12 protein-coding genes and 1 tRNA gene are annotated in these 12,500 nt (G+C 66.6%); 10 read left to right on the top strand and 3 right to left on the bottom strand.

Translation table 11 applies throughout. The features are described 5' to 3' along the window. Positions 1-133: 133 nt before the first annotated feature. The 5 genes from PIN01S_RS05170 to PIN01S_RS05150 all read left to right on the top strand — a co-directional run bounded on the left by PIN01S_RS05170 (position 134) and on the right by PIN01S_RS05150 (position 3,394). Complete coding sequence (locus tag PIN01S_RS05170; RefSeq protein WP_084334076.1) at positions 134-1,297, top strand: DUF5610 domain-containing protein; 1,164 nt, start codon at positions 134-136, stop codon at positions 1,295-1,297. A gap of 48 nt (positions 1,298-1,345) precedes the next feature. Further along, a complete protein-coding gene (locus PIN01S_RS05165; protein WP_084334075.1) occupies positions 1,346-1,582 on the top strand; it encodes a glutaredoxin family protein in 237 nt (78 codons plus the stop codon). 88 nt (positions 1,583-1,670) lie between these two features. Then, the gene (locus PIN01S_RS05160) at positions 1,671-2,420 is read left to right on the top strand and encodes a TIGR01458 family HAD-type hydrolase (RefSeq protein ID WP_084334074.1); all 750 of its coding nucleotides are present in this window, start codon (positions 1,671-1,673) and stop codon (positions 2,418-2,420) included. 117 nt (positions 2,421-2,537) lie between these two features. Continuing rightward, positions 2,538-2,614 (top strand) — tRNA-Pro (locus PIN01S_RS05155). A 501-nt stretch (positions 2,615-3,115) separates the two neighbouring features. Continuing rightward, a complete protein-coding gene (locus tag PIN01S_RS05150; RefSeq protein WP_169715789.1) occupies positions 3,116-3,394 on the top strand; it encodes a DUF3077 domain-containing protein in 279 nt (92 codons plus the stop codon). A 73-nt stretch (positions 3,395-3,467) separates the two neighbouring features. Here the strand turns inward: PIN01S_RS05150 and PIN01S_RS05145 are convergent, their stop codons facing one another. Further along, entirely contained in the window at positions 3,468-3,689 is a 222-nt protein-coding gene (locus PIN01S_RS05145) for a YgdI/YgdR family lipoprotein (protein WP_084334072.1), read from the bottom strand. A 65-nt stretch (positions 3,690-3,754) separates the two neighbouring features. Then, positions 3,755-4,363 (bottom strand): molybdenum cofactor guanylyltransferase MobA, encoded by a 609-nt coding sequence (mobA, locus tag PIN01S_RS05140; RefSeq protein ID WP_084334071.1) that lies wholly within the window; start codon positions 4,361-4,363, stop codon positions 3,755-3,757. A gap of 67 nt (positions 4,364-4,430) precedes the next feature. On the opposite strand from mobA, the gene moaB reads away from it, so the two are divergent. Both moaB and PIN01S_RS05130 read left to right on the top strand, forming a co-directional pair. After that, positions 4,431-4,970, top strand: coding sequence for a molybdenum cofactor biosynthesis protein B (gene moaB / locus PIN01S_RS05135; RefSeq protein ID WP_084334070.1), 540 nt, complete (start codon positions 4,431-4,433; stop codon positions 4,968-4,970). After that, positions 4,967-6,181 carry a molybdopterin molybdotransferase MoeA gene (locus PIN01S_RS05130; RefSeq protein ID WP_084334069.1) on the top strand — a complete coding sequence of 405 codons (1,215 nt, stop codon included), beginning with the start codon at positions 4,967-4,969 and terminating at the stop codon, positions 6,179-6,181. Before moaB ends, PIN01S_RS05130 begins: the two co-directional genes overlap by 4 nt. Before the next feature lie 112 nt (positions 6,182-6,293). On the opposite strand, the gene gliR is transcribed toward PIN01S_RS05130, so the two are convergent. After that, positions 6,294-7,319 carry an AraC family transcriptional regulator GliR gene (gene gliR / locus PIN01S_RS05125; protein WP_084334068.1) on the bottom strand — a complete coding sequence of 342 codons (1,026 nt, stop codon included), beginning with the start codon at positions 7,317-7,319 and terminating at the stop codon, positions 6,294-6,296. A gap of 113 nt (positions 7,320-7,432) precedes the next feature. Between gliR and PIN01S_RS05120 the strand changes: the two genes are divergently transcribed. The 3 genes from PIN01S_RS05120 to PIN01S_RS05110 all read left to right on the top strand — a co-directional run bounded on the left by PIN01S_RS05120 (position 7,433) and on the right by PIN01S_RS05110 (position 12,420). Then, positions 7,433-9,037, top strand: a complete 1,605-nt coding sequence (locus PIN01S_RS05120; RefSeq protein WP_084334067.1) for an FAD-binding oxidoreductase — start codon at positions 7,433-7,435, stop codon at positions 9,035-9,037. Continuing rightward, positions 9,034-10,629: a glycerol-3-phosphate dehydrogenase/oxidase gene (locus tag PIN01S_RS05115; RefSeq protein WP_084334066.1), complete on the top strand. Its 1,596-nt coding sequence runs from the start codon at positions 9,034-9,036 to the stop codon at positions 10,627-10,629. The genes PIN01S_RS05120 and PIN01S_RS05115 overlap by 4 nt, the downstream gene beginning before the upstream one ends. Positions 10,630-10,860: 231 nt before the next feature. Then, entirely contained in the window at positions 10,861-12,420 is a 1,560-nt protein-coding gene (locus PIN01S_RS05110; RefSeq protein WP_084334065.1) for an FGGY-family carbohydrate kinase, read from the top strand. The last annotated feature ends 80 nt before the right edge of the window (positions 12,421-12,500 follow it).

Below are 12,500 nucleotides of genomic sequence, written 5' to 3'. Positions count from 1 at the left end.
GGCGATAGGCGGGCTCGATACCGGTCGACGGGGCAGTCGGTGGTCCGTTCGTCGTCGCTGTGCCGTCGACCCCTCAAGTTTCGTCGCCGCCGGCCGCCACCCTTGTCGATACCCCGTCCCCAGGTACGCTGCGATGAAACCGCTTACCACGCTTACCCCGTCGGCCACCCGTACCCCCCAGGCGCAGCACGCCAAGACCCCGGTGCGCAACGCCGACGACGCCCAGAAACTGCTGGCCAACCGCCTGGCCGAACGGCTCGGCCTGGAGCCCGGCGCCCTCAACGGCAAATCCGACGAATACACGCCGGAGAAAGTCGCCACGCGCATCCTCGGTTTCATCGAGGGGCGCCTGAAGAGCGCCGAAGCCAGCGGCTCCGACACCACCGAACTGCGCAAGCTGCTGGACCAGGCCCGCTCGGGTGTCGAGAAGGGCTTCGATGAAGCGCGCAAGATTCTCGATGGCATGGGTGTGCTGAGCGGCAAGATCGCCACCGATATCGACGACACCTATAAACGCATCCAGGACGGCCTCAGCGATCTGACCCAGCGCTATGACCCCGAGCAGGCAGAATCCACCACGCCGGCCACCACCGGCAGCGGTGCGGCCGCCGCCTATAGCTCGCGGTTCTCCGCGCTGGCGGAAACCTTCGATATGGAAGTGACCACCCGCGACGGCGATCGCCTGCGGATTTCCGTCGCCCAGGCTTCGGCCAACTGGTCGCAGACCGGCGTTGCAATCGCCCGCGACGGCGACAGCCAGGCGACGGTTGCCAGCAGCCGCTCCGGCAGCCTGCAGATCGGCGGCTGGCAGGTGCAGGTCGACGGTGAGTTGGACGATGACGAACGGGCCGCCCTGGAGAAACTCTTCGGCCAGGTGCAGGACCTGTCCAATCGCTTCTATTCCGGTGACCTCACTGGCGCCTTCGACCGTGCCATGGCCCTGGAACTGGATGGCGAGCAACTGGCTTCGATGTCGCTGCGCCTGACCCAGACCAGCGTACGCCAGGCCACCGATGCCTATGCCACGGTGGCGCAGCAGGGTGGACGGAGCGCCAGCGCGGTGAACGGCGCGTTGCTGGATTACGCCCAGGGCCTGCTGGATGCCCTGCGTACGGCCGATGACTTCGCTAAGGATGGCAAGCAGATGCTCAAGGACCTGCTCAAGGGTGGCTTCAGCCTCGACGAACGTTTCGACCTGCCGCGCCTGGAAAAGGCCGAGCGGCTCAACGGTCGCCTGCTGGATGGGTTGCAGGGGCTGCTGGACGCCGAGGGCGGGGTCTCGCCGACGGAAGCCTGATCCAGGGCATGCTAGACTGCGCCTTCCCACCACCGGCAAGGCGCACCCATGATTCCCGAATGCCAACTGTTCGGTACCCTTGGCTGTCATCTCTGCGAACAGGCCGAGGCCATCCTGATGCCCTTCGTCGAGCACGGCCTGCTGGTCGAACTGGTGGACATCGCCGACCGCGAATCCTGGGTCGACGATTACGGCCTGCGCATTCCGGTGCTGCGCCGCTGCGACACCGGTGCCGAGCTGGATTGGCCGTTCGAGGCCGAGCAGGTCGTTTCCTTTTTGCGTTGAAGCCACTCGTCCGGCTCCGAACGCCGATCCGATGCGTTTCCCCCGCCTGTGCTATGGCTGTTGAAGGGCACAGAGGAGGGGCGAAGCCATGCCCAAGGCGATACTGCTCGACATCAGCGGCGTGCTCTATGAGGACGCCCGACCGTTGCCGGGCGCGGTGGAAGCCGTGCGCCAGCTACGTGACAAGGGCTACCCGCTGCGCCTGGTGACCAACACCTCGCGCCTGACCGCGGCGGAAATCCACCGGCAGCTCAGCGGCATGGGGTTCGGGTTGTCGCCCGGGCAGATTTTCAGCGCGCCGCAGGCCGCCCGCCGCTACTTGGCGGCGCACGGGTTGCGGCCCTACTGCCTGATCCACCCGAATCTCGAAGAAGAGTTCGCCGACCTGCTCGACCTGCCGCAACCCAACGCGGTGCTGGTCGGCGACGCCGAGTCGCGTTTCGATTACGCCCACCTCGAACGCGCTTTTCACCTGCTGATCGAAGGTGCGCCGCTGATCGCCATGGGCGACAACCGCTATTTCCACAGTCGTGGCGCGCTGCGGCTGGACGCCGGACCTTTCGTCCGGGCGCTGGAATATGCGGCGGATACCCAGGCGCTGGTGCTCGGCAAGCCGTCGGCGGACTTTTTCAACGGCGCCCTGCACACCCTCGGCGTCGCCCCACAGGACGCCCTGATGATCGGCGACGACGTCGAGGGCGACGTCCTGGGTGCGCAAAAGGCCGGACTCCAGGCCTGCCTGGTGCGCACCGGCAAATACCGCGAGGGCGACGAAGCCCGGGCGCCCGGCGCCGGCCTGGCTGCCGATCTGGCGGACGCGGTGCGACGTTACTGCTGAAGACCGCGCGACCTGCCGCCGGGAGCGCAGGGTGGGCGCCGTTTTCCGGCAGCGAGAAAAAACTTTTCGCTAACCCCTTGTGAACCAAAAGTTTTTCGGTACAATGCGCGCCATCTTCGGAGCGTAGCGCAGCTTGGTAGCGCGTCTCGTTCGGGACGAGAAGGTCGCTGGTTCGAATCCAGTCGCTCCGACCAACACAGAGTTTCCGGTTGTCCCGCTTGTACCGGAAGCCAACGAAAAACCCGCCTTGAGCGGGTTTTTTCGTTTCTGGGGTTGGCTCGGCCAATTTCGTGCGGCTTCGTGTTTTGATGGTTACCACGCTCCTGCGTGAGAGTCCCGCTCACTGCAACGGACGCGGAGCGTCCGAGGCTGCATTCCCACGCAGAGCGTGGGAACGATCCGTAAGTGTCCTTCCTTTCTTGCCCATCTCCTCTCAAAGAATCTATAGTTCTGCCGTCGCGGCAAAATCCGCGACCGACCTTGGCCGGTCGAATACCTCAAGGCGCATAAGCGCCCCATTACCTTTGTCGGCGCTTTTTTGTTGCTCGGCATGCGTGTTATGGCGGCTGTGCGCGGGACACCTACGGGTGTGCCGGGAACCTTGAGGCCCGGTCGGCCAACCCGCGTACAGCTGCCACCTGCATCCACTTGGCCGTGGACGGTGGTGGTCTCCCGATTCCTCAAGGAGTTTCACCGTGCATACGAGTCATGCCGATTCATTAGTCACTAGCTCTGTTTCCTTCCATTCGTGCAACGATGGCGAACAGCGGTTATTCGCCGTTCAGGCGGGAATTCCCTTGCCCGTCGCTCTGGAAAGTGCCTGCTATCTATTGGATGCTGCCGAAGCGTTAGTCGCTCAATCGTCCAGCTCTGCTGACAACGAGCATCTGAGCCATGCCTGCGGCTACTTGATCGAGATGGCCAAGGCGGCGATGCAAGCGTGTCTCGAAGAGGGAGCGAAGTCGCCCGGATAAGCCCCAGCGCAATCCGGGGAAACGACAGAGCCCGCCGAAGCGGGCCCTGTTTCAGGTTGGGAAAGAAACCGCCTCAGAGTTCCTTGACGGTACGTACCTGGTCCTTGTTGACCCGGGCGCGCTTGCCGTCCAGTTGCTCGAACTCATAGAAGCCCGACTCTTCGTCGTACTCCGGTTGATCGACGGTCTGAATCTCGCGGCCGTCATTCAGGGTGATCACTGCCGGCGAGGAGCAGCCAGCCAGTGCGACAAGGCCCAGAGCGACCAGGAACGCGGGAAGGGTCCGTTGAATCATCACTACTCTCCTAGGTAAAAAAGGTACGTCTGTACCGACATCAGACGGAGATCTGCTGCTTAAGTTCAGTGATCGGCGGCCATCTCACCCTCATCGGAAAGCAAATCCGGCGTGTTGAGGTTGGCCAGGCGCGGGTCGTCCACGGTGCAATCCAGGGCCTGGGTGCCCAAGGCGAAGAAGATGTGGCGCGGGCTGCGCTCGCCGTTTTGCCAGGCCTGTTCGAGGGCGTCGACGAGGATTTTCGGCACCACGCAGAACAGCGGCTCCCACTGCTCGCCACGCCGCAGCATCAGGGGGCGCCCAGGGTATGCGGCCGCCGCCTGACGCAGGGCGAGCAGCAAGTCGGCATCCACCTTCGGCGCATCGCAGGGCAGCACCAGCAGCGTGTCGTGCCGCGCCGCCGCCAGGCCGGCACGGATGCCGGCGAGCGGGCCGGGGAAGCCCTCCTCGGCATCCGTCACCAGGCGGTCGGCATAGGCGGCATAACGGGCCTGGTTGCGGTTGCAGGAAATGATCAGGTCATCGGTGAGCGGCCGCACCACGCGGTGCAGGTGGGCGATGAGCGGTTCGCCGCGCCATTCCAGCAGGCCCTTGTCGCGGCCTCCCATGCGTTGCCCGCGACCGCCGGCGAGCAGCAGCACGGAGCAGGGGGGCAGGGCGGTCGGGTCGGTCATGGGCGGCGCTCCAGTCGGGGGCTGTGATATAACACCGGTCTGCCTCCCCCACAACCGGATCGAGCCTATGAACCACAAGGCTGAAGCGGCATTCGTCCCGCTGAACATCGCCGTCCTGACCGTCAGCGACACCCGTACCCTGGAAACCGATACCTCGGGCCAACTTTTCGTCGATCGCCTCACTGCCGCCGGCCATAACCTCGCCGCGCGTGTGCTGCTGAAGGACGACCTCTACAAAATCCGAGCCCAGGTCGCCACCTGGATCGCCGACGAAACCGTGCAGGTGGTGCTGATCACCGGCGGCACCGGCTTCACCGGCCGCGACAGCACGCCGGAAGCCGTGAGCTGCCTGCTGGACAAGACCGTCGATGGCTTCGGCGAGCTGTTCCGGCAGATTTCCGTGGCCGACATCGGCACCTCCACCGTGCAGTCCCGAGCCCTGGCCGGCCTTTCCAACGGCACCCTGGTGTGCTGTCTGCCGGGCTCCACCAACGCCTGCCGCACCGCCTGGGACGGCATCCTCGCCGAGCAACTGGACGCCCGTCACCGCCCGTGCAACTTCGTCCCGCATCTGAAACAGGCGGCGCCCTGCGAGAGCCGCGGATGAGCGGCTGCTGCGACAAGCCTGGCCTGCTGCCGGTCGAAACGGCCCTGGAACGCCTCCTGGCGCTGGCCGAGTCGGCGCCGATCCGGGAGACCGAGCGCCTGCCGCTGGCTTCCGCCGAGGGCCGGGTGCTGGCCGAACCGCTGGTCGCCGGGCTGGACCTGCCACCCTGGCCGAACAGCGCCATGGACGGCTACGCCCTGCGTCAGGCCGATGCCGGCGAGCCGTTGCCGGTAAGCCAGTGCATCTTCGCCGGGCAGGCCCCCGAGCCGCTGCAAGCGGACACCTGCGCGCGTATTTTCACCGGTGCCCCGTTGCCGGCCGGCGCGGATTGCGTGGAGATGCAGGAGAACGTCGAGGTCCTGGCCGATGGTCGGGTGCGTTTCCTCGAAGCCATCCGCGCTGGTCAGCACGTGCGCCCGCAAGGCCAGGAGACGCGCCGGGGCGAGACGGTGCTGGATGCCGGTACCCGGCTGGGGCCGATCGAATTGGGTCTGGCCGCTTCCCTCGGAGCGGCCGAGCTGACGGTTCGCCGCCGCCCGCGTGTGGCGCTGTTGTCCACCGGCGACGAGCTGGTCGAGCCCGGCCAGTCGCTCGGGCCGGGGCAGATTTACAACAGCAACCGCCGCCTGCTTGCCAGTTGGCTCCAGCGCCTGGGATGCGAGGTGGTGGACGGTGGCATCCTGCCGGACGATCTCGACCGTACCCGCGTCTGTCTCGGTGAGTTGGCCGATGTCGACCTGTTGCTGTCCACCGGTGGCGTATCGGTGGGGGAGGCGGACTTCCTCGGTCAAGTCCTGCGCGAAGCCGGCGAGCTGGCGCTGTGGAAGCTGGCGATCAAGCCGGGCAAACCGTTGACCTGCGGGCATTACCGGGGCGTGCCGGTGATCGGCCTGCCGGGCAACCCGGCCTCGACCCTGGTGACCTTCGCCCTGCTGACCCGCCCGTACCTGCTGCGTCGCCTGGGTTGTGCCGAGGTAACACCGCTGCGCTTCAGCGTGCCGGCCGGCTTCACCTGGACGAAACCAGGCAACCGCCGCGAATACTTGCGTGCGCGGCTGGAGAACGGTCGTGCGGTGATCTACGCCAACCAGAGCTCCGGGGTACTGCGGAGCGTCGCCTGGGCCGATGGCTTGGTGGAGGTGCGCGAAGGCACGACCCTGGCCGAGGGCGATGCGGTGACGTTCATTCCGTTGAGCGAGGTGTTGGTGTAGGCCTGGGTTTCGCTCCAGTGGGCGAATAAATTCGCCCCTATGTGGGATGAGTGCGAGAGATCGACCCTCGAATTGCGCTTCGCTTATCCGGGGCTACGGCGTATAGGCTCGGTTATGAAGTCTGTCGGCGGCTTTCGCGGAATTCCCCCGGTGTCATGCCGGTCCAGCCCTTGAAGCTGCGGTGGAACGAGCGGGGTTCGGTGAAGCCCAGGTAGTGGGCGATGTCCTGGATCGGCAGGTCGCTGCGCAGCAGGTAGTGCTCGGCCAGTTCCTGGCGTAGCCGGTCGAGGATTTCCTGGTAGCTGGTGCCGGCCTGTTGCAGGTGACGTTGCAGGGTCCGCACGGTCATGGCGAAACGCTCGGCGACGCGCTCCTTGCGCGGCAGGCCGTCCTTCAGCAGCAGGCGCAGGGCGTTCTTCACCCGTAGCGGCAACGGTTCGTCGTCGTCCAGCCCGGCCATCAGCGTCAGGGCATGTTCTTCCAGGGTGCGCAGCAGGTTGGCGTCGGCCTGGCGCAGAGGAATCCCCAGGTACTCCAGCGGCACCAGCAGGGCGTTGCAGCTCTGCTCGAATTTCACCGGGCATCCGAAGATCGCCTCGTACTCCGCGAGTGGTGCGGCCTCCGGTCGCGCGTGTTCGAACCAGACCTCCCGTGGCGAGCGCTCCATGTCGGCGATCCAGCGGGCGTAAAGCAGCCAGGATGCGAGCACGTTCTCTACCATGTGCCGGCGGATTTCCGCAGGCCGGTGGCGGCAGGTCCAGATCAGCCGCACATGATCGACGGCGGCCTCCACCCGGCTGACGCCCATGTCGCCCACCAGCTTTTCGTAGGGGACGATGCGGCTCATGGCCTCGCCCAGGGTGGCGCAGTTCATCGTGATGTAACCGAGCACGCTCCAGGAGCCGGGCTGGACGAAGCGTGCCGCGTGCAGGCCGAACAGTGGGTCGCCGGAGGCGTCGAGCAGGTGGCCGAGAAGCCTTTCATGGGCCTCTCCCGACACACGTCGGCTGTTGTCGGCGAGGTCGGTGGCGCTGAGGCCGGCGGCGGCGAGCGCGGCATCCTGGTCGAGGCCGAGGTGTTCGGCCAGACGCAGGTATTTGAGCAGGGCGGGAACCGAGGTGTGGCCGAGGCTGTGCATGCAGTCGTTCTTGTTGTCGTGATTGGCGACTCGGGCTGGCCCGATCCGACAGTGACGGTGGCCAGTGGCCGATTACTATGCAGGCCATCAGGTTTCCGGACAAGGAGTGAGGCATGCGACGCTGGAACGGCTGGGGCGACGAGGCAACGGTGGTCGAGCTGCCGGCAGGCGGCGCGGATTTTCTCGCCGCGCGGATCGGCAGTGGGCGGCCCCTGCCGGACGCCAGCCTGGAGAGCGTGCTGGCGCGTGTGCCGGCTTCGCGCCTGGAAGCTCATCCGCTGATTACCACCCGCGCCGAGGACCGGGTGCGCCACGCGCGCGGGCAGAGCCTGCCGGACTGGCTGGCGATGCGCGAAGGCGACTTCGGTGTGTTCCCGGACGGGGTTGCCTACCCGGAGAGCGCCGAGGACATCCGCAAGCTGCTGGCCTGGGCCGAGCGTCAGGATCTGGTCCTGATCCCCTACGGTGGCGGCACCTCGGTGGCCGGGCATATCAACCCCGAAGCCTCGACCCGGCCGGTGGTCAGCCTTTCCCTGGAGCGGATGAACCGCCTGCTGGAACTGGACGAAGAGAGCCAGATCGCCCGTTTCGGTCCGGGTGCCAATGGCCCCCAGGTTGAGAGTCAGTTGCGTGCCCGTGGTTTCACCCTCGGGCATTTCCCGCAATCCTGGGAACTCTCCACCCTCGGCGGCTGGGTGGCCAGTCGTTCCAGCGGTCAGCAGTCCCTGCGCTACGGGCGGATCGAGCACCTGTTCGCCGGCGGGATTCTGGAAACCTTCGCCGGTCCGCTGGAAATTCCCACCTTTCCGGCCTCGGCGGCCGGTCCCGACCTGCGCGAACTGGTGCTGGGCTCGGAAGGGCGTTTCGGCGTGATTTCGGAGGTCCGTGTGCGGGTTTCGCGGCTGGCCGAGCGGGAGGCGTTCTACGGGGTGTTCCTGCCGGACTGGCCGCGGGCGCTGCAGGCCGTGCGCAGCCTGGCCCAGGAGCGGGTGCCGCTGTCCATGCTGCGCCTGTCCAACGCGCTGGAGACCGAAACCCAACTGGCCCTGGCCGGGCATCCCGGCCGTATCGCCCTGTTGGAAAAGTACTTGGGCTGGCGCGGCGCGGGCGCCGGCAAATGCCTGCTGACCTTCGGCGTCACCGGTAGCCGCGTGCAGACGGCCAATGCCCTGAAGCAGGCGCGGCAGTTGCTGAAAGCGTTCGGCGGGGTATTCACCGGTACCCTGCTCGGCGCGAAATGGGCCGAGGGCCGTTTCCGCTTCCCGTACCTGCGCGAAAGCCTGTGGCAGGCGGGCTACGCGGTGGACACCCTGGAGACGGCTACCGACTGGTCGAACGTCGATGCGTTGCTGCGCAAGGTCGAGCGCAGCCTGAGCTATGCCCTGGCGGCGGAGGGCGAGCGGGTTCACGTGTTTACCCACCTTTCCCATGTCTACGGCGAGGGCTCCAGCCTCTACACCACCTATGTGTTCCGCCCGGCGGCCAGCTACGCCGCGACCCACGAGCGCTGGCGCCGGCTCAAGCAGGCGGCCAGCCGGACCATCGTGGAAAACCGCGGCACCATCAGCCACCAGCACGGCGTCGGCCGCGATCACGCGCCCTACCTGCTGAGGGAAAAGGGGCCGTTGGGAATGGCGGCGTTGCAGGCGCTGGCGGCGCATTTCGACCCGCAGCGCCGCCTTAACCCCGGCGCCTTGCTGCAAGACGGCGACGCATGAACGCCTGGAATGCCGCCTGGCGAGACGCGGCCCTGCCCGAGCTGGCTGCCTGCGAATGGGACCTGCTGGTGATCGGCGGCGGCATCACCGGCGCCGGCATTCTCCGCGAGGCGTCCCGGCGCGGCTGGCGCTGCCTGCTGCTGGAGCAGCGCGATTTCGCCTGGGGTACTTCCAGCCGTTCGTCGAAGATGGTGCACGGCGGGTTGCGCTACATCGCCAAGGGCCAGTTTCGTCTCAGCCGCGATTCGGTGCGCGAGCGCCAGCGCCTGCTGCACGAAGCGCCGGGGTTGGTGGAGCCGTTGAGCTTCCTGATGGCGCATTACCGGGGCGGTTTTCCCGGACCCAGGGTGTTCGGTGGGTTGCTGGCGCTGTACGACGCCCTGGCCGGCAAGCGCAACCATCTCTACTACCCGTTGCAACAACTCCGGTACCTGGCACCGGGATTGAGGGAAGAAGGGTTGCTCGGCGGCACGCGCTTTTTCGATGCGGTGACCGATGACGCCCGGCTGGTTCTGCGTGTGCTCGGCGAGGCTCGGGCCGAGGGCGGCGAGGCGCTGAACGGCGTCCGTGTGGTGACGTTGCATCGCGAGGCGGGGCGGGTCTGCGGGCTGCTCGCCGAGGACCGCGAAAACGGCCGCTGCTTTACCTTCCGGGCCAAAGCGGTAGCCCAGGCCACCGGTGCCTGGTGCGAGCGGCTGCACCCGTCGGCCGACGGCACGCGCATTCGTCCACTGCGTGGCAGTCACCTGCTGTTGCCAGGATGGCGGCTACCGCTGGCCCATGCCTTCAGCTTCATGCACGCCGCGGATGGCCGCCCGGTGTTCGTCTTTCCCTGGGAAGGGGCTACGGTGATCGGAACCACCGATCTCGATCATGACGAGGATCTGGATAGCGAAGCGCGCATCACCCCGACGGAGGTGGATTACCTGCTGGCCGCCTGTGCCCAGGAGTTTCCCTCTGCAAACATCGGGCGGGACGACGTGCTGTCGACCTGGGCCGGTGTGCGTCCCGTGGTCAGTGACGGCGACCTGAACCGCACGCCCTCGGCGGAAAATCGCGAGCATGCGTTGTGGGTGGAGCCCGGCCATGTGACCCTGGCCGGCGGCAAGTTGACCACCTTCCGCCTGCTGGCGCTGGATGTGTTGCGGGCTTGCGCGCCGTTCGTGGGGCGAGCGGTGGCGGAGGATGGCGGGGCGGTGTTCGGCCCGGTGCCGCCGGTGGAAGTGCCCATGCTGTCTCCGGCTCTGCGTGCGCGACTGATGGGGCGCTATGGACGGGAGATGCCGGCCTTGGTCCGCTTGATCGAGAGCCTTGGCACCGAGCGGGTGGGGACGACCGAGACGCTGTGGGCCGAGCTGGCCTTCGCCTGCGAGCGGGAGCTGGTGCTGCATCTGGATGATCTGCTGCTGCGCCGCACCCGCGTCGGGCTGCTGCTGGCCAATGGTGCCGCTGCCGAGTTGCCGCGCGTGCGCGCCCTGTGCCAGGTGCGGCTGGGCTGGGACGATGCGCGCTGGCAGGTCGAGGAAGAGGCGTACCGGGCGCTGTGGCGGAGGAGCTACAGCCTGCCGGACGGCGAGGAGCCGTTGTCTTGATTCCCGGATGGCCTGGCTCTGGTTAAGGCCAGACCTCTGTAGGGGCGAATTCATTCGCCCAGCCGACCCTTGCCGGGCGAATAAATTCGCCCCTACGCAGATCGGCTTTCGCGTAGGAGCCAGCTCTGCTGGCGAAGCTGTTGTGCTGCCCGGATTCGCGAGCAGAGCCCGCTCCCACAGGTAACGGGCACCTGAATTCGCCCTTGATTTGAATGACGAAAGGGATTGGTCTTGAGCGGAACGAGCTACCTGCTGGCTATCGACAATGGCACCCAGAGCGTGCGAGCGCTGTTGTTCGACCTCGCTGGCAACCTGATCGGCAAGGGCCGGGTGGAGCTGGAGGCGTATTACTCCACCCAGCCGGGCTGGGCCGAACAGGACCCGGAATATTACTGGCAATGCCTGGGGGAAGCCTGTCGGCGGCTGTGGCAGCAGGTGGATATCGACCGGCGCCTGATCAAGGGCGTCTCGCTGACCACCCAGCGCGGCACGGTGATCCATGTGGACGAGCAAGGGCGGCCGCTGCGTCCGGCAATTCTCTGGCTGGACCAACGCCGGGCCGAGGTGCGCGAGCGGATCAAGGGGCCCTGGGGTTGGCTGTTCACGCTGATCGGCGCCGAGGCGACGGTGAATCACTTCCGTGGCCAGGCGGAGATCAACTGGGTGGCTCAGCATCAGCCGGAGGTGGCGGCGCGGACGCATAAGGTGTTGCTGCTGTCCGGCTTTCTCACCCATCGGCTGGTCGGAGCCTTCGTCGATTCGGTGGGTTGTGCGGTGGGCTACCTGCCGTTCGACTACAAGCGGCTGAAATGGGCCGGACCGGGCGACTGGAAGTGGCAGGCGCTGGCGGTGCGGCCCGAGCAACTGCCCACCTTGCACAAACCGGGGGAACGGCTCGGGGCGATCACGGCCGAGGCCGGCCGGCACCTGGGCGTTCCGGAAGGGCTGCCGCTGATCGCCGCCGGTTCCGACAAGGCTTGCGAAGTGCTCGGTGCCGGTGGCGAGCAGCCGGACATCGCCTGCCTGTCCTATGGCACCACGGCGACCATCAACACCACCCGTACCCGCTATCTGGAGACCATTCCGCTGATTCCGCCGTATCCGGCGGCGATGCCGGATCGCTACAACACCGAGGTGATGATCTACCGCGGCTTCTGGATGGTCAGTTGGTTTAAGCAGGAGTTCGGCCTGCGCGAGATGCAGCAGGCGCTGGAGCTGGGCATCGAGCCGGAGACGCTGTTCGATGAGCTGGTCGACAGTGTGCCGCCGGGCTCCATGGGCTTGCTGCTGCAACCCTACTGGACCCCCGGTATCCGCGAGCCGGGTCTGGAGGCGAAAGGCTCGATCATCGGTTTCGGCGACGTGCATGGCCGCGCGCACCTGTACCGCGCCATTCTCGAGGGGTTGGCCTACGCCCTGCGCCAGGGCAAGGAGCGTATCGAGCAGCGCTCGGGGACGCGGATCAGCCGTTTGCGCGTCTCCGGCGGCGGTTCGCAGAGCGATGCGGCGATGCAGTTGACCGCCGACATCTTCGGCCTGCCGGCGGAGCGGCCGCATACCTACGAAACGTCCGGGCTGGGCGCGGCCATCGCCTGTGCCGTGGGCCTTGGCCTGCACCGGGATTTTCCCACCGCCATCGCCGCCATGACCCGCGTGGGCCAGGTGTTTCAGCCGAATGCCGAGGCGCAGCGCACCTATCAGCGGCTCTATCGCGAGGTCTACCTACGCATGTACCGCCAGTTGCGCCCGCTGTACCGGAGCATCCGTGAGATCACCGGCTATCCGGCCTGATCGCGTTACGTTTTGTTGAAACCCGTCATGACGATGCGCTTTTAGCGCGGCCACGCTGTCAATACAGTGGAGCGGAGTCC

The sequence above is a fragment of the Pseudomonas indica NBRC 103045 genome, assembly GCF_002091635.1.
GTDB classification, from domain to species: domain Bacteria; phylum Pseudomonadota; class Gammaproteobacteria; order Pseudomonadales; family Pseudomonadaceae; genus Pseudomonas_M; species Pseudomonas_M indica.
This window is presented reverse-complemented; position numbering and strand designations above follow the sequence as displayed.